The organism is Hyphomonas oceanitis (assembly GCF_036964545.1).
Lineage (GTDB): Bacteria > Pseudomonadota > Alphaproteobacteria > Caulobacterales > Hyphomonadaceae > Hyphomonas > Hyphomonas oceanitis.
In genome coordinates this window covers 195,203-210,377 of the sequence record NZ_JBALTL010000006.1, presented here as the reverse complement: position 1 = coordinate 210,377, position 15,175 = coordinate 195,203, and the positions used below count along the sequence as shown (strand labels likewise).

Below are 15,175 nucleotides of genomic sequence, written 5' to 3'. Positions count from 1 at the left end.
AAATATGGCAGACGACATGACCACTCGCGACATGGTTGACGTATCCGAAGACGCGGATGCGGCCCCTTCGGCGATTCCGCAGGATGAACTCAACCGCATCACGGACGCCCTGATTGCGTCGTTCAAGACCGTGTTTGACCCGGAAATCCCGGTGGATATCTACGAATTGGGCCTGATCTACAAAGTCGACATCGATGACGACCGCAAAGTGGACGTCGACATGACGCTGACGGCGCCCGGCTGCCCCGTGGCTGGCGATATGCCGGGCTGGGTCGAAACAGCCGCCAGAACTGTAGAAGGTGTTACGGATGTCGAGGTGCGACTGACGTTCGATCCGCCATGGGATCCATCGCGGATGTCAGACGAAGCGCGCCTCGCGCTGAACATGCTTTGATTGAATCACAACCCAACGGACCCTATCTGTAGCCCATGGCCAGAAGACCCCGCCCGAAACCCGTGACCCTGACTGACGCCGCTGCGGTGCGCGTCAAGGAGATCATGAATGAACGCGGCGCAGGCTTCCTGCGTGTTGGCGTCAAGAATGGCGGCTGCGCGGGCATGGAATATGTCATGGATTATGCCATGGCGCCTGAACCGCTCGACGAAGTGGTTGAGGAAAATGGCGTGACGATCCTGATCGACGCCAAGGCCGTGCTGTTTCTGCTGGGTAGTCAGGTCGACTACGAGACCACGCTGCTGCATGAGAAATTCGTGTTCAGGAACCCGAACCAGACGGATGCATGTGGTTGCGGCGAGAGCGTGACGATTGTGCCGGCGGTTGACGCTTAGGTCAGTGATCCGGCCTGATGTGGGGCTGAGATGATGATCCAGAGCTTTGCACCTATCGCCGCGCCTGATGCGGAAATTCTTATTCTTGGGAGTATGCCTGGTGTCGCTTCGCTGGAGGCTAACCAGTATTATGCTCATCCCCGGAATGCCTTCTGGCGCATGATGGGTGAGTTGTACGGGGCCGGCCTTGAACTGCCCTATGACGTGCGCCAGTCCGTCCTGAAATCCAGGCGCATTGCCGTGTGGGATGTCCTTCAGTTCTGCAAGCGCGATGGCAGCCTCGACTCCAATATCAAGGAAGAGGTGCCGAATGACTTTGCGCGATTCTTCGCAGCGCATCCGCACGTTCGGCGGGTGGGGCTGAATGGCGGCAAGGCTGCAAAGAGTTTCGAGAAGTATGCGCGGCCTTACTTGCCGACATCGGCGATTGCTCTGCTCCTTCCGTCCACAAGTCCCGCCTATGCGGCCAAGCGTTTCGAGCAGAAATGTGCGGAATGGCAGGCAGCCTTAAGAGGCTGAAAAAGTCTGCCTCAAGGCTTCTGGAATGCCGCCAGATTATCGGGTGTTGGTTTGGCTTCCATGCCCTTCGGGGGATCGGGGATCACGGTGGCGCGAACGGCTGGACCGCCACGCACTTCGGCCACAAGTTCTGCTGTGCGCGATTCGACCGCATTCGTGAGGCGGGCCATGAATTCGTCTTTGTCGAGACCGGGCGGAATTGGCTCCAGGAATTCGATGGTCGCCGTGCCTGGCGTCTTTTGGGTTTCCTGCTGGCGCCAGAACAGGCCGATATTCGTGGCGACCGGCACAACCGGTACACCCATCGCTTCAGCCATATGCCAGACACCCGGCTTGTAACGGAAATGGTAGTCCACGGGCGCGAGGTGGCCTTCGGGATAGATCAGGACGCGGCGGCCTTCCTTGCGGGCGGTCTCCATACCTTCACGCAAGGACTCAGCCTTGCGCTCCCCACCGCCGCAGGTGTCGATGACGATGGCGCCGAGCTTGCGCAGGATGCCGCCCACCAGTGGGAACTTCTCCAGATGGTCGCCTGTGACGAAGGCGAGATTATTCACTTCCGGATAGATCAGGTAGCCGTCGCCCCAGCTTTGGTGCTTGGCGGCGATGACGAAGGCGCCCTCGGGTAGCCGATCCCGGCCGCGCACTTGCTTTCGGATGCCGCCGAAGATGCGGAGGTTCCAGTTCATCGCGCGCGTGTAGCTGCGGATGATGATCCTGACAGGACTACGGCCTGGCAGGGCCAGGAAGGGCAAGGATACCAGGACATAGATGACTGAGAGCAGGTAATAGGTGACTGTAAACAGGAAGCCGCGCATGAAACTGAGCCTTCTTGAAGGGACGATGCCGTTTTCGTCTAGCCGGAATAGAGCACGGCGAGGATGCCCTTGGTGAAGGCATCCTTGTGCTGCGATAGAGGGCCGGGAAGGCGGTTGTAGATCTTGTTCTGGCCTGCCTGCATGATGACGCCAAGCGCCATTGCGGCCTTCACGGCCGGGTCGCCCTTGGGGAGCGTTCCGTCCTGCATCAGGCCGGCAATGACGCGTTCCGTGATCGAGACGGGGTCGTCTTCGCGGCGTTTGTCATAAGGCAGGTAGCGGTTCAGCGAGACGAGGTGGAAGGAGAAGAGCAGGAAGTCTTCGTCGGCAAGCTGGCAATAGGCGGAGACGGCGGCACCAACTTTTTCGTCGAGCGTTCCTTCCGCTGCTAATGCTTCCATCATCATCTTGCCGAGACGGTTGTGGGTTTCCATAAACAGGGCCAGCGCGAGTTCGTCCTTGCCCTTGTAGTGACGATAAAGTGCGCCTTCAGAGACGCCGGCCTGCTCGGCAATTTCGCGCGTCGTAGCGGCATCAACGCCTTCATGGATGAAGAGTTTGAGCGCCGCGCGTTCAATCTTGGGGCGCGCATTGCGGGCACGGGGTTTCTTGGGGGGCTCGCGGGAAGGTGCTGGTGAGCGCGGCATGTCGGCAGTCCTTATCGTTGCCTGACATATAGCAGTTTGCCCAAATCCACGCAAGTGAATAATCGCTCACTTGCGGCTCTGTGGTATGGATGTGCCATGGCGCTGGGTGAGGGACTGGACCTCGCTAGGAGGCGAATTCGACGCGGTAGCTTTCGATGACGGTATTTGCGAGCAGCTTCTCACACATTTCCTTCACGCGCTTCTCTGCGGCTTCGGAATCGAGCGTCTCATCGATATCAAGCTCGATAACACGTCCAATACGAGCCGCTTCGACTTCCTTGTAGCCCATACGTGTGAGCGTATCGGCCACGGCCTTGCCTTGGGGGTCAAGAACGCCGGACTTGAGGGCGACGTGGACAATGGCTTTCATCGGGCAGGGCTCCGTTAGGGTGAGTCGCGCTCCGTTTAGCGCACTCCGGTTCAGAATGGAACGCGTTGGCTTGCGTTGCGCCTACTTGCCGCCGGTGAAGCTGACCACGTTGTCCGTTTCGCCGGATTCCTTGATGATCCCGAGGCGACGCGCGACTTCGGCATAAGCCTCGGTCACACCGCCAAGGTCGCGGCGGAACCGGTCCTTGTCGAGCTTCTCGCCGGTGTCGAAATCCCAAAGGCGGCAGCTGTCAGGGCTGATCTCGTCAGCAAGCAGGATGCGGGGCATCTCGCTGTCACCTTCGAAATAGCGGCCGAACTCCAGTTTGAAGTCCACGAGGCGGATGCCGACGGCTGCGAACAGGCCGGACATGAAATCGTTCACACGCAGTGCAAGGGAGATGAGGTCATCATACTCCTGCGGGCCGGCCCAGCCGAACGCCGCGATGTGCTCTTCGGTCACGAGTGGGTCACCGAGGGCGTCGTCTTTGAAGTAGAACTCGACCATCGGGCGGGGCAGGACCTGGCCTTCCTCGATGCCGAGGCGCTTGGACAGGGTGCCGGCGGCGATATTGCGCACCACAACCTCGAGCGGGATGATCTCGACTTTCTTGATCAATTGCTCGCGCATGTTGAGGCGGCGGATGAAGTGTGTCGGGATGCCAACAGCGCCAAGGCGGGTCATCATGAACTCGCTGATGCGATTGTTCAGGACGCCTTTGCCATCAAGGACGGCCTTCTTCTGCGCGTTGAAGGCTGTGGCGTCGTCCTTGAAATACTGGATCAGGGTACCTGGCTCAGGTCCTTCGTACAGGATCTTGGCCTTACCCTCATAAACGACGCGCTTTTTCGACATTCGACAGAGCCCTTCCATGGGTGATCAAGGGCCCCTAGCGGCTTGGAATCGCCATCATACCCTCTAGCCCGCGACTGTTACGCCAAGTCGCACCGATAAACAATTATTGCGCACACCTCTTGTGGCACCCTATATGGGCCCAAATCCGGAAATTCTCGCTGAAAGGCCCCTTCCATGAGCTCATTTGACGATCGCGAACGCGCAGAAGAGGCGAAATACGCTCTCGACCAGGAAACCCATTTCAAAGTCCTGGCCCGCCGTAACAAGCTGCTGGGCCTTTGGGCGGCAGACCTGATGGGCCTGATGGGCGATGATGCTGAGGCTTATGCCAAGACCGTTGTCTTGTCAGATCTCGAAGAAGCTGGCGAAGAGGATGTGTTCCGCAAGGTGCGCGGCGACTTCGACACGGCCGGTATTGATCGGACCGACGCCCGCATTCGTGAGCAGATGGCGCAGTTGATGCCCGTTGCCCGTGAGCAGATCATGAAAGACATCAAGGCATAGGATCGGCACTTGCCCGCGCATTCATTCGCGGCGGGCAATTCGTTCCTTTTGGTCTTCTGGCGCCTGCACTTACGCGGGTCGCCAGGATGACGCTTTCCTGTAGCAGATCAGCAATCTGGTCCGTTGCCAGGGCTGATGTGATACAGGTCAATGGTTCGCCATTGTCGGCGGCAACTATGACGGCGATGCCAGCATGACCGCCATACCAATCCCAGAGATAGGCCACGTTGTGGGATGCTGTAAGCTGATGGAGGTGCTCCATGAGGGCAGCATTGCCTGTGTCATCTCTGCGCGTCAGATGGGTTTGATCCAGATTGACCAGGATTGCTCCGCGATCCTCAAAGCGCTCAACAGCATCGTGCAGACGCGGATCGAGCATTCGGCAGACCGGACACCAGGTGGCGGTGAAGTTAATCACCTTGATCGTGGGGTCAGCGGCAGCTGGTAGGGCACAGGCCAGCGTAACCAAGATGATTGTAAGTAATCTTTCGCGCATGCCCTCAGATTAGCCCGCTCTGGTGCCGGCTGAACAGCCTAAAGCTCAGGCTAGCGTGTCAATTGGGCCGTCACGAGACCGTCATGTTTTGGGCGATTCGGCAGGTAAAGATCGCTGCAGGCGCGCGTGTTGTCGCCTAGCGGGGCAAAGGAAATGCAGGAGTAATGGGCCGCCGCGCCTGATTCAAAGGTAGGCTTGCCTGTCCAGCCGGTGATGAAGGGTTTGCCAGCCCAATTGTTGAAAATGATGCTGCCCGCCGTTCTCGGCACGAACGCGTCACCTTCGACCGTTTTGTAGTAGGGCTTGCCGTCGACGTACCATGTGATGCCTTCGGGGCTCCATTCAAAGGCATAGAGGTGATCGGCTTCCGAAGCGTCGAATGGAAGGTCGAAAGTTGCTGAAGCGCCTGTCTTGCCCTTCCGGAAATAGTTGAAATGGATGCGCGAAGTATCGAGACCGAGAAATTCGATATCGATTTCGTCATGAGCCGTGCCTTCATAAGACCCCGTATAGGTGAAGAATGAAGAGACAAGGCCAGAGCCCTTCGACGGACGCATGACAACTTCATAGCGGCCATAACCATAGGTGTTGACCGTCTTAATCTCGGCGCCTGTGAAGGGGCCAGAGCGCGATTGCTCATGATGGACCTCAAGGTCTGCGCCCTCAGCGGTTTGCTTGATGTTTTTGGGTGACCAGTCGCCGCCATAGTGACCGTCCGGGTTTGCGAAATCTGACCGATAGAAAAACGCATCATTTTGCGCATCGCCGAGCAGGGAGATGAATCCTGGCGATGACGGTATGAGCGCGGCGCGCTTGGTCGGAACTGGGACGGGGCGCGTTGGTGTAGCGGCAGGCGTTTCCACTATAGGAGCCGATGGCGTCTGTTTCGGCTCGATCTGGTCGATTGGTGCGGGAACGGCCGCTTCCGGTGCGGCGGGATCGATCTGAGCCACGCTTATTTCGATGTCCGCGTGCGGCTTGACGACATTCAGGGTTAAAATGCCAAAACTGCACACTGCAACCAGCATGGACATGATGAAAATGTCCATTTGCGAGCTGCTGCTTGCACCGATTTGATTTTGTTCAGAATTATTCAACTTTTCGCCGCGCCATTCAGGTTAATCATTCCCTAAAATAGCAAGAATTGCGCCAAGTCGTATGATTAACAACCCCTCGTGCTGAGGTTCAGGCCGCGCCGGGGCCTGCGTCGTTGGAATTCAACGCCTTCATATTGCGCATCATGAATAGTGGCACGGAGCCGATCGGTGTCAGGGCCCAATCAAGAGGCTGATCGTGTGACTCCGAAGGGACTGAGTCGATTTGTTGAGCAGGGTAGGCGAGCGCGCAGGCAAATGCGCGGCCAGCAGAGCGCAGGGAGCTGATCGCCCGGTCATAGTGGCCTTTGCCATAGCCCAGACGGTTGCCCATGGCATCGAAGGCCAGCAGCGGCGTCAGGATCAGCGTCGGATTGACCTCAGGCGCATCCATTCCCGGTTCTGAAAGGCCGAAAGGGCGGCGTTCGAGCGGCTCGCCAATGGACCAGAGGCGCCATGTCATACGGCCATCATCCTCGATACGCGGCAGGCACAGTTCAGCGCCTGCACGGCTGAGGCGCTGCATCAGAGGAGCCGGGTCGATTTCTTCGTTGATGGCAACATAGCCCGCCACAACAGGTCCGTAGCGTTCCAGCAATTTCATTGGAAACAGGTCTGCCAGCTTGTCAGCGGCATCAGGGTCGCGCGCAGCGGCTTCGGCTCGCAAGGTGCGCATGCGGTGGCGGAGTTGTGTCTTGTCGGGAGCCTGGGACATGATCAGAGCCTTAACGCGGGTCTGTGCTCACGTCACCCAGCAATAATAGCGCACAAGAACCACAGTCGTCGCTGGGCATATTCACTCCCGTCAACCTAGAGACTAGGTGGGCGCCGGGTGAGCCCAGACCAGGGTCCGAACCAGAATGCCAGCTCCCTGACGATGAGTAAGGTCGCCGGAGATCAGTCCCATTGCGGGCGCCGCAGCCCTTGTGCTGCGTCAGATGTAGGCCTCAACGGCGTCGAATGTAAGAGCGTTTATTCGGAGGATATGTCGACATCGAAGGCGTAAAGCAGCGTTTGCTGTTTTCCGGAGAAGTTATTGTCGGAAATCATCCAGATGCGAAGCCTGCCCTCTGCACCAATTTCACCGGCTACGCCTTCGAAATTATCAACCAGCATGGGCCTCTTGAGCTCAATCCGCTCGTCTGATGTCGACCAGGTGATAATGTTTCGGTTGCCCCTGATGGGATCATAGCTGCGATACAGCGTAATGATGATAGGCGATTTGGATGAAACGGGGACTTCGTCACGGCCCACAAAGGAGTAACCGCGTGGGTTGGCGGCATCCTCGCCTGCAAGCTTGCTCGTACCGTTGGCAAAGACCTCGCCCATGGGCGATGGCCCGCCAAACAGGCTTTCAAGGCCATAGGTCAGGATTCCATCACGGGAGATGGAGAGCGCCTCGGCACCTTGATTCTCGTCTATTGGTTTACCGCCTGCCTCGGCCGGAAGTTTTGCGACAAGCGCAGCACGTGCGACTGCACCGCAGTTTTCCAGATCAAAAGCCTCAACCCGGTGATTACGCTCGAAGCTCACAATGGCGAGCCCATCGCGATAGGCGAGGCCTTCAGAATCGCCCTCTGCCTTGCCTGACAACTGGCCCCCATCCTGCCCCAGCATATAGGCAAGCTCGCCAGTGCCGTCCGGTTGGCCGTCAGCCATACCAAGCCACACAAAAGCGCCGACATCGGAAATGGACAGAAGTTTGCCATCCGGGAGTGTCTCGAGGCCGGAAAGGCCGCCAAAATTGGCATTATCGGATGTCAGGCTCCATCCGCCAGCAAAAGTCGCCACATCTGGTAGTGGCGGATTGGCGTCTTCATCGTTCAGCGAAACGGGCGTCGCGGTTATGTCCAGCGAAAGAGGCGCCCCAAAGCGTGTGCCGGCGGGACAGGATTCCGCGCGCAAATTGCGGGAGGCGGCTTCAAAGCTCCATAGAGCCGTAGCAGGCGAAGGCTTGGTTGCGACCGGCTCTGCGATTTCTGGCGCGGCACAGGCGCCTATCGACATGAGCAGGAGCGTGATGAGGCACGTTTTGTTCATCTGAAAGCCTTTGGCAAAAGGTGTTCCTGATGCTGCCTCTCCCATTCGAAGGCGGCAAATACAAGGCGCAAATCGCGAAATTTGCGTGACGGTCACGAGAGGTCTGGATTTAGAAAGCGAACCCATACATGAGAGTCTCAATGACGCAGATTCCTCTCGCCCGCCGTTCACCGATTCCACCGGAAAGCTGCAACCTCGCCAGTGCTATCGAGGTTGTGGGTGATCGCTGGACTTTATTGATCCTTCGGGCGGCCTTGTATGGTGTGCGCCGGTTCGATGATTTTCAGGCCGAACTCAAATGCCCGCGGACAGTGCTGTCCGGCCGCTTAAAGGGGCTCGTTGACGCCGGGCTTCTGGTAAAGCGACCCTACAAGGCTCCGGGCAAGCGCGCGCGGCCGGAATATACGCTCTCGGCCATGGGGCTTTCTTTGCGACCGATCCTGATCGGCCTGACTCAATGGGGTGACGCCTGGCTCGGGGCTGGCGAATCGGCGCCCATAAGCTTTACCAAGGCGGGCACTAAGGCAGCCATACGTGCCGCTTTTGTCGATGCTGATGGCAGGGAAGTGCGCCCGGACCAGATTCGAACGGTCATCAGGGGCTAAATTGCGGCGATCTGGGCTCGGCTGCACCTGCTTCCAGGGTCTGTTTCAAATACAGCCGAGAGAAGTGCACAAATTGTGCAGTGATGGTCCAACTAACCGCTTGCAAAGGCCCGCATCATGCGCTTTATCACGCCTCTCGGCGGGGGTTCTTGCCGAATACTAATTCAGGATGCGGGCGTAGCTCAGTGGTAGAGCACAACCTTGCCAAGGTTGGGGTCGAGAGTTCGAATCTCTTCGCCCGCTCCAGAATAAAATTTCCCAACACACTCACGTCATTGTTTTCAAAGGGTTTCGGCCCTTTGAGCTTCCAATTGAATCTTTTCAGGGCTATTTTTGGGCTATAATTTGCACCGAAAATGGGCTGGAAATGACTTCATGGCGCGCCCGGCGGATCAGGATCGTTACCTCAAGAATCGAGGCCGCTGATATTACGATTACCGGCATATTCCGACCCGGTTGCGGGCCTTCTTCAACGGAAAAACTGTTCGCATTGCGCTGAAGACTCGCTCCTGCGAAATCGTAAGGATGCGGCGCGACGAACTCGCCGCCGCCGCCGACGATGCGGTCTGACCCGGCCTATATCACAGCCGTGCTCGACAGCATCGACCGGGACTATGGTTCGGTCGAAAATTACGTTCACGATGCGTTGGGGATCAGCGAAGATCAGATGGTCATCATCCGCCGACAACTCCTTGCGCCGTGAACGAGGCGTCGTCAGACAGCTCACTCCGGTTGTCGAGCGCATCTGATAATTGTGTGAAATGGTCAAAGACAATGGCTGGTCGGATTAGGTGCCGATCCAGAGGATGACCCGGTAACGCCGTTACAATAACTTCAAATGGTCTTCACGAATTCGTCGCGCTTCTCCTTCAAGAGCGGGATCATAAATTCGAAGGCCCAACATGCAGGTGAAGCCATCCTGTCCGGACGACGCAACACTGCCCGGCACATTTACCGATACCATGAGCGGGCGCGCACCGGATGATGGGCAGGCCGACGCAGCCGACCGTACGCGGTTCCTGAACCGTTTGTTTCGCGATCATTATGGCGAACTGGTTGGCCGCCTGAGGAAGATCCATGGGCGCGGGCCACCCGACCCGGAAGATGTCGCGCAGGCGGCTTTTTCCAAGCTCGCCGCACTGGCCGATTTCAGACTCATTCGGTCACCGCGCGCCTTCCTGTTCCGGACAGCAATAAATCTCAGCCTCAATTCAAATGACAAGCTGAGACGTGGCCGAAATTTCGTCAAAAGCCAGATGGAGGGAAAATTCTCCCCGGATGTGGAAGAAATCTCGCCCGAAACTGTCTTAATGGGAAAGCAGGACCTTGAGCGGGTTGCGCGTGCCATCCGGCACCTGTCGCCAAAGCAGAAGGACATCCTGTTGCGAAGCCGGTTCAGGGGGCAAACCTATGCGGAGATCAAAAGGGATACCGGCTGGAGTGAAGCGGACATTTCCCGCCAGCTCAGCAAGGTCATGGTTCTCCTGCAAGCTGAGCTGGACAGGTAAAGTGACGCAATGAAGAAGCCAGGAGATACAAGCTGGGGCACGCCGTCTACAACGGACAGGACGCAGGATGACGGAGCGCGCAGCTGGGTCCTTTACTTCGCCTCCGGGGGGGGGGCACCGGAGCAGGAGCAGGCCTTCGCCGCCTGGCTGGCTGAATCGGAGGCAAACCGGTTGGCGTTTGACCGGGCCTGGCGCCTATGGGACGGGCTGGCCGATGTCGCGCAGATCGAAGACATCCTCGCCGATCGTGACAATTTAAAAACCTTCCAGCCACGCCCTGTCATGACGCGCCGCCTGCTGCTGGGGGGCGGTCTTGCCGCAAGCCTTGCCTGCGCGGCGGGTATCGGCCTCATAGCGCTACAGCCGGCACCGACGCAGGATATCCTGCTCACGACACCGCGTGGCGAGATCAAGACCTTCCCCTTGCCCGACGGCAGCGAGATCACCCTTGGCGGTGCCAGCCGTGTGCGCGGCGAATTTACTGCTCGGAAAAGGACCCTCCAGCTGGTTGACGGGAATGCCTTTTTTGACATTGCGCATGATGAAAGCCGGCCGCTCACCGTCGATAGCGGTAGGGTGCTGGTCCGCGTCCTGGGCACGCGTTTCGACATCAAGAAGCGGGAGGGGCAAGTCTCGGTGTCCGTTGATCGCGGCCATGTCCAGGTCATTGCCGAGACGGCCGCTGGCGCTCGGGACCTGCGGGCCGGAGAGAGTATCCTCTCGACCACAGCCTTGCCTCTTGGCCCGGTTCAGTCCTTCGATTCCGAGACGGAATTTTCCTGGCGATCAGGTCGGCTGGTCTTCGTCGATGCGCCACTCCGCGATATTGTTGCGGACATGAACCAGTATAGCGACCGGCCGGTCCGCCTTGCGCCCGGTGCGCCGGCCGACCTGCGCCTCACCTTGTCCTTCTCGATCGGGCAGATCGGTCAGGTGCTGGCCGGCCTGGATGCCGCCTATCCGATCGACGTGCGCGATAATGAGACTGAAATCGTGATTGCGAATGGCTTCTGACGAGGTTTGCGATGAACTTTTTATGAAGTTCTCAAAATGGCTGAAAGGGACTGCTGCCTGACCTGTCTTCCCCTTGACCACGCAGGAGCGTGGCGCGGGTGTGATGCTCACCCCGCACGTTTGTCCATGAGGGGAAAATCATGAAAAATTCGATCAGCCTGCGCAAGGCGCTGGCCCTGACCGCATCGGGCGCCGCCCTGTGCTTCAGTCATACAGCCTTTGCCCAATCCGAAACCGAACAGGACGATACCAGCGTCCAGCAGACGGTCATCGTCACCGGTACGCGCGGTGCCCCGCGCACGGTCTTCGATAGCCTTGCCCCGGTGGATGTGATTTCCGACAAGGCCATCGATATGACGGCGTCCGATGAAGTCATGGACACGCTGGCCCAACTGGTCCCGTCCTTCAATGTGAAGCGTCTTCCGATGGCGGACGGTCAGGTCTTCGTGCGGCCCGCTAGCCTGAGGTCCCTTTCTGCCGATCATACGCTGGTCCTTATCAATGGGAAGCGCATGCACCGGTCGGCGCTGCTCGGCTCAAACGGTGCGCAGGCGCCGGATCTCGCCCAGGTGCCATCCTATGCCATCAAGCGCATCGAAGTGTTGCGTGACGGCGCCTCTGCCCAGTACGGGTCGGACGCGATTGCGGGCGTGATCAATATCATTCTCGATGACGAAGCCGGCACCAAGGCTTTTGCCCAGGCCGGCCAGTATTATGAAGGCGACGGCGAGCAGTACCGCCTCGGCGCGCAACAGGGCTTTCAATTCGACAAAGGTTTCCTGAACTTTTCCGGCGAGTATACCGATGCCGGCCTGACCTCGCGGTCACGCCAACGCCCGGATGCCCTTCAGCTGCAGGAAGATTTCCCTGACCTCAATGTGCCCAATCCGGTGCAGCGCTGGGGCCAGCCCGAGCGTCAGGCCTATCGCTTCGCGATGAACGGCGCTTATGATTTTGGAAAGTCCGAAGCCTATGTCTTCAGCACCTATGGCTTCGGCTCGGGTGTGTCTGATTTCAACTGGCGCAACCCTGTCTCCACCAATGCCTATGGCGACAGTGCCATCGACCCGGATTATGACCTTTCCGAAATTTACCCGGCGGGATTTTCGCCGCGCTTTGGACAGGACGATAATGACTTCTCGCTCTCCGGTGGCTATCGCGGGACGGACGAGGGCCCGTTCTCCTATGATTTCAGTGCCAGCTACGGCCGAAACCAGATCGAATATTTCATGTACAACTCGATCAATGCCTCGCTCGGTTCGGCCAGCCCGACGGCCTTTGACATTGGTACACTGACCCAGACCGAACTCAACCTCAACGCTGACTTCGCTTATCGCTTTGCGCTGGACTTTCTGGCGGATGATCTCACCTTCGCGTTCGGCTCCGAACGTCGCAATGAAGAATACGAGATCGGCCACGGCGAATACGCGTCCTATGCCGTCGGGCCCCTCGCCGCCGAAGGCTTTCCATCGGGTTCCAACGGCTTTCCGGGTTTCTCCCCGGACCAGTCTGGTTCGTCTGACCAGACAAGCTATGCCGGCTATATCGACGTCGAAGCGCCGGTCACGGATCGCTGGACCGTCGGGGCGGCTGTCCGTTACGAGGACTTCTCGGAGTTCGGCAGCAGCACGACCGGCAAGCTCTCGACCCGTTTCGAACTGACCCCTGGCCTCGCCATTCGTGCGACGGCCTCCACAGGCTTCCGCGCCCCGACGCCTGGCCAGCTTTTCTCGGAGCGGACATCCCAGGGCCTCGACACGACAACGCTGAACATCTTCACCAGCGGCCGTTTCAGCCCGCAGGGCGCTGTGGCCGACGTGATCAGCCAGCGTGACGGTGTCGACATTCGCCCGCTGGAGCCGGAAGAATCCGACAACGTCACCGCCGGTCTCGCATGGAACAGCCATTTCGGCCTGACGGCGACGCTGGATGTCTACCAGATCGACGTTACCAACCGCCTCAGCACATCAAGCACCTTCGCGGTCACCGATGCTGAGCGGGCTGAATTTGCGGCCCTCGGCGTTGCGGGTGCGGAAAGCATCACGCGGGTCAATTTCTTCCAGAATGACTTTGATACGCGCAGCAAGGGCCTGGATCTCGTGCTGTCCTATGGCCTGCCTGTCGGTCCGGGCCAACTCAACCTCACCGGCGCCTATAACTACAACAAGACCGAAGTGACGGGCGGCGACTTTGCCAGCAATGCCACAAACGCGGACCGCTTCGAGAAGGGATCGCCCGAAAATACCGGTAACCTCCAGGCGACATATGAAGTGGGAAAATGGGATGTCTTCGGCCGTATGCGCTATTACGGCGCTTGGCGCGACTTCTCGGGCAATGCCACCGGCGATATCTTCCAGGATTTCGGCGCCATGGTCCTGTTCGACCTTGGGGCAACTTACAAAATGACTGACAATCTGTCAGTTCGCGTGGGCGCCGAGAACGTGTTTGACCAGTATCCGGACGAAGCCACCTACCAGGCGAGCCGGGGGCTGATCTACTCCCGGAATGCCCCGTACGATACGGATGGCGGCCAGTACTATGTTCGCCTGGACCTCAGCTTCTGATGTCGCGGCCTGATGTGAACGTCACAAGACGACTTGTCATGAAGGGCGCCGCTGCAGCGGCGTCCTTTACCGCCGGAGCGGCCCACGCGTCCGTTCCGTTATCGCCTTCAATAGAGCGCACAGCGCAAGAGCTTGCCACCGATGAGGCCTTCTGGCGGACCATCGCAGCGCAATACGATGTCACCCCTGACGTCGTGAATTTTGAGAACGGCTTTTGGGGCCTGATGGCGAAACCCGTGATGGAGGCTTTCTTCCGGAATACGGAGAAAGTGAACCGGAACAATTCCTGGTATGCCCGGCGGGACTATTACACCGACCTTCAGCCCATCCATCAGCGCCTCGCTGATTTTCTGGGGGCGGGAGGCGATGAGATCGTGTTCACGCGCGGGGCCACTGAGGCCCTGCAGGGACTGGTCGGCGGCTATAACCGGCTGAAGCCGGGGGATGGCGTGATGTATTCGGATCTCGACTACGACTCGATACAGACGGCAATGGACACGCTCGCCGAGCGGGCGGGTGCCTCTGTCGTGCGCATGACAATTCCTGAGCCGGTCACCCACGACGGGCTCGTCGACACGTATCGTCAGGCGCTGGCCGCCAACCCGACTGTGCGCCTCCTGCTGCTAACCCATATCAGCCATCGCACCGGACTGATGATTCCAGTGCGTGAAATTGTGGACATGGCGCGCGGGTATGGCGTCGACTGTATCGTTGATGCAGCCCATTCCTGGGGGCAGACCGATTTCCGGATGGAAGACCTCGGTGCAGATTTTGTCGGTTTCAACCTGCACAAATGGATTTGTGCGCCCATCGGGGCGGGCCTGATGTATATCCGCCGGGATCGGCTGCAAGATATCTCGCCGAACATGTCCGAACGGCCTGAAGGCGTGGGCTCCATTGTCAACCGCGTCCATACGGGCACGACAAATTTTGCGACATTCCTGACGGTCAGTGATGCGCTCGACTTCCACGCGCTTGTCGGTCCGAAGCGCAAGGCGGCGCGTCTTGCCTACCTGCGCAATCTCTGGGTCGACGAGATGCGGGCGGATGACCGGATCGAGATCCTCACGCCGGATGACGACCGGCTCCATGCCGGCATCACGGCCTTCCGCTTCCGCGGAAAAGGCAGAGCCGATGACAACAAGGCGATCGTGAACGCGCTGGTGGAGAAACATCGCATTTTCACCGTTATCCGGACCGGCGTGGCCAAGGGTGCCTGTGTCCGGGTGACACCGTCGCTCTACAACACGGCCGACGACTGCGTTCAGCTTGTGCGGGCATTGCGTTCACTCCTGGCGGATGCCTGAGGCGCGTGGGGAGGGTCTGACTGCGGCATTTGGGTTTCACCAGCG

General features: G+C 58.8%; 18 protein-coding genes and 1 tRNA gene. 11 read left to right on the top strand and 8 right to left on the bottom strand.

What is annotated here, in order from left to right:
* Positions 1-4: 4 nt before the first annotated feature.
* The 3 genes from V7651_RS16570 to V7651_RS16560 are packed head-to-tail and all read left to right on the top strand — an operon-like array spanning position 5 to position 1,308.
* Positions 5-394 carry an SUF system Fe-S cluster assembly protein gene (locus V7651_RS16570; RefSeq protein ID WP_035540424.1) on the top strand — a complete coding sequence of 130 codons (390 nt, stop codon included), beginning with the start codon at positions 5-7 and terminating at the stop codon, positions 392-394.
* A 35-nt stretch (positions 395-429) separates the two neighbouring features.
* Positions 430-789, top strand: coding sequence for a HesB/IscA family protein (locus V7651_RS16565; protein WP_035540426.1), 360 nt, complete (start codon positions 430-432; stop codon positions 787-789).
* Between the two features lie 30 nt (positions 790-819).
* Positions 820-1,308 (top strand): DNA-deoxyinosine glycosylase, encoded by a 489-nt coding sequence (locus tag V7651_RS16560; protein ID WP_335591721.1) that lies wholly within the window; start codon positions 820-822, stop codon positions 1,306-1,308.
* An 11-nt stretch (positions 1,309-1,319) separates the two neighbouring features.
* Here V7651_RS16560 and V7651_RS16555 read toward each other — a convergent pair whose 3' ends face one another.
* The 4 genes from V7651_RS16555 to purC all read right to left on the bottom strand — a co-directional run bounded on the left by V7651_RS16555 (position 1,320) and on the right by purC (position 3,998).
* On the bottom strand, positions 1,320-2,126 hold the full coding sequence (locus V7651_RS16555; protein ID WP_335591720.1) for a lysophospholipid acyltransferase family protein: 807 nt from the start codon (positions 2,124-2,126) through the stop codon (positions 1,320-1,322).
* A gap of 38 nt (positions 2,127-2,164) precedes the next feature.
* Complete coding sequence (locus tag V7651_RS16550; protein WP_051624992.1) at positions 2,165-2,773, bottom strand: TetR/AcrR family transcriptional regulator; 609 nt, start codon at positions 2,771-2,773, stop codon at positions 2,165-2,167.
* 124 nt (positions 2,774-2,897) lie between these two features.
* Positions 2,898-3,143, bottom strand: coding sequence for a phosphoribosylformylglycinamidine synthase subunit PurS (purS, locus tag V7651_RS16545; RefSeq protein ID WP_335591719.1), 246 nt, complete (start codon positions 3,141-3,143; stop codon positions 2,898-2,900).
* 81 nt (positions 3,144-3,224) lie between these two features.
* Entirely contained in the window at positions 3,225-3,998 is a 774-nt protein-coding gene (gene purC / locus V7651_RS16540; RefSeq protein ID WP_034742042.1) for a phosphoribosylaminoimidazolesuccinocarboxamide synthase, read from the bottom strand.
* A gap of 174 nt (positions 3,999-4,172) precedes the next feature.
* Between purC and V7651_RS16535 the strand changes: the two genes are divergently transcribed.
* On the top strand, positions 4,173-4,502 hold the full coding sequence (locus V7651_RS16535) for a DUF1476 domain-containing protein (protein ID WP_035540434.1): 330 nt from the start codon (positions 4,173-4,175) through the stop codon (positions 4,500-4,502).
* Here V7651_RS16535 and V7651_RS16530 read toward each other — a convergent pair.
* From V7651_RS16530 to V7651_RS16515, 4 genes are all read right to left on the bottom strand, one after another.
* A complete protein-coding gene (locus V7651_RS16530; RefSeq protein ID WP_335591718.1) occupies positions 4,492-4,998 on the bottom strand; it encodes a thioredoxin domain-containing protein in 507 nt (168 codons plus the stop codon). The genes V7651_RS16535 and V7651_RS16530 overlap by 11 nt on opposite strands.
* Positions 4,999-5,048: 50 nt before the next feature.
* The gene (locus tag V7651_RS16525) at positions 5,049-6,047 is read right to left on the bottom strand and encodes a family 16 glycosylhydrolase (RefSeq protein ID WP_335613803.1); all 999 of its coding nucleotides are present in this window, start codon (positions 6,045-6,047) and stop codon (positions 5,049-5,051) included.
* Between the two features lie 136 nt (positions 6,048-6,183).
* Positions 6,184-6,807 carry a 5-formyltetrahydrofolate cyclo-ligase gene (locus V7651_RS16520; RefSeq protein WP_035540442.1) on the bottom strand — a complete coding sequence of 208 codons (624 nt, stop codon included), beginning with the start codon at positions 6,805-6,807 and terminating at the stop codon, positions 6,184-6,186.
* 257 nt (positions 6,808-7,064) lie between these two features.
* Complete coding sequence (locus V7651_RS16515) at positions 7,065-8,132, bottom strand: esterase-like activity of phytase family protein (RefSeq protein WP_335613802.1); 1,068 nt, start codon at positions 8,130-8,132, stop codon at positions 7,065-7,067.
* A 140-nt stretch (positions 8,133-8,272) separates the two neighbouring features.
* Between V7651_RS16515 and V7651_RS16510 the strand changes: the two genes are divergently transcribed.
* From V7651_RS16510 to V7651_RS16480, 7 genes are all read left to right on the top strand, one after another.
* Entirely contained in the window at positions 8,273-8,737 is a 465-nt protein-coding gene (locus V7651_RS16510) for a winged helix-turn-helix transcriptional regulator (RefSeq protein WP_335591715.1), read from the top strand.
* A gap of 171 nt (positions 8,738-8,908) precedes the next feature.
* Positions 8,909-8,983: transfer RNA gene (locus V7651_RS16505), tRNA-Gly, on the top strand.
* A 313-nt stretch (positions 8,984-9,296) separates the two neighbouring features.
* On the top strand, positions 9,297-9,440 hold the full coding sequence (locus V7651_RS16500; protein ID WP_335613801.1) for a tyrosine-protein phosphatase: 144 nt from the start codon (positions 9,297-9,299) through the stop codon (positions 9,438-9,440).
* A 199-nt stretch (positions 9,441-9,639) separates the two neighbouring features.
* Entirely contained in the window at positions 9,640-10,245 is a 606-nt protein-coding gene (locus V7651_RS16495; RefSeq protein WP_335613800.1) for an RNA polymerase sigma factor, read from the top strand.
* Between the two features lie 9 nt (positions 10,246-10,254).
* Complete coding sequence (locus V7651_RS16490) at positions 10,255-11,259, top strand: FecR family protein (protein WP_335613799.1); 1,005 nt, start codon at positions 10,255-10,257, stop codon at positions 11,257-11,259.
* Positions 11,260-11,399: 140 nt separating this feature from the next.
* Positions 11,400-13,823 (top strand): TonB-dependent receptor plug domain-containing protein, encoded by a 2,424-nt coding sequence (locus V7651_RS16485; protein WP_335613798.1) that lies wholly within the window; start codon positions 11,400-11,402, stop codon positions 13,821-13,823.
* The gene (locus V7651_RS16480; RefSeq protein WP_335613797.1) at positions 13,823-15,130 is read left to right on the top strand and encodes an aminotransferase class V-fold PLP-dependent enzyme; all 1,308 of its coding nucleotides are present in this window, start codon (positions 13,823-13,825) and stop codon (positions 15,128-15,130) included. Before V7651_RS16485 ends, V7651_RS16480 begins: the two co-directional genes overlap by 1 nt.
* The last annotated feature ends 45 nt before the right edge of the window (positions 15,131-15,175 follow it).

Coding starts and splice junctions, on each gene's coding strand:
- V7651_RS16570 (WP_035540424.1), top strand. CDS start 5: ATGGCAGACGACATGACCACTCGCGACATGGTTGACGTATCCGAAGAC.
- V7651_RS16565 (WP_035540426.1), top strand. CDS start 430: ATGGCCAGAAGACCCCGCCCGAAACCCGTGACCCTGACTGACGCCGCT.
- V7651_RS16560 (WP_335591721.1), top strand. CDS start 820: ATGATGATCCAGAGCTTTGCACCTATCGCCGCGCCTGATGCGGAAATT.
- V7651_RS16555 (WP_335591720.1), bottom strand. CDS start 2,126: ATGCGCGGCTTCCTGTTTACAGTCACCTATTACCTGCTCTCAGTCATC.
- V7651_RS16550 (WP_051624992.1), bottom strand. CDS start 2,773: ATGCCGCGCTCACCAGCACCTTCCCGCGAGCCCCCCAAGAAACCCCGT.
- purS (WP_335591719.1), bottom strand. CDS start 3,143: ATGAAAGCCATTGTCCACGTCGCCCTCAAGTCCGGCGTTCTTGACCCC.
- purC (WP_034742042.1), bottom strand. CDS start 3,998: ATGTCGAAAAAGCGCGTCGTTTATGAGGGTAAGGCCAAGATCCTGTAC.
- V7651_RS16535 (WP_035540434.1), top strand. CDS start 4,173: ATGAGCTCATTTGACGATCGCGAACGCGCAGAAGAGGCGAAATACGCT.
- V7651_RS16530 (WP_335591718.1), bottom strand. CDS start 4,998: ATGCGCGAAAGATTACTTACAATCATCTTGGTTACGCTGGCCTGTGCC.
- V7651_RS16525 (WP_335613803.1), bottom strand. CDS start 6,047: ATGGACATTTTCATCATGTCCATGCTGGTTGCAGTGTGCAGTTTTGGC.
- V7651_RS16520 (WP_035540442.1), bottom strand. CDS start 6,807: ATGTCCCAGGCTCCCGACAAGACACAACTCCGCCACCGCATGCGCACC.
- V7651_RS16515 (WP_335613802.1), bottom strand. CDS start 8,132: ATGAACAAAACGTGCCTCATCACGCTCCTGCTCATGTCGATAGGCGCC.
- V7651_RS16510 (WP_335591715.1), top strand. CDS start 8,273: ATGACGCAGATTCCTCTCGCCCGCCGTTCACCGATTCCACCGGAAAGC.
- V7651_RS16500 (WP_335613801.1), top strand. CDS start 9,297: ATGCGGTCTGACCCGGCCTATATCACAGCCGTGCTCGACAGCATCGAC.
- V7651_RS16495 (WP_335613800.1), top strand. CDS start 9,640: ATGCAGGTGAAGCCATCCTGTCCGGACGACGCAACACTGCCCGGCACA.
- V7651_RS16490 (WP_335613799.1), top strand. CDS start 10,255: ATGAAGAAGCCAGGAGATACAAGCTGGGGCACGCCGTCTACAACGGAC.
- V7651_RS16485 (WP_335613798.1), top strand. CDS start 11,400: ATGAAAAATTCGATCAGCCTGCGCAAGGCGCTGGCCCTGACCGCATCG.
- V7651_RS16480 (WP_335613797.1), top strand. CDS start 13,823: ATGTCGCGGCCTGATGTGAACGTCACAAGACGACTTGTCATGAAGGGC.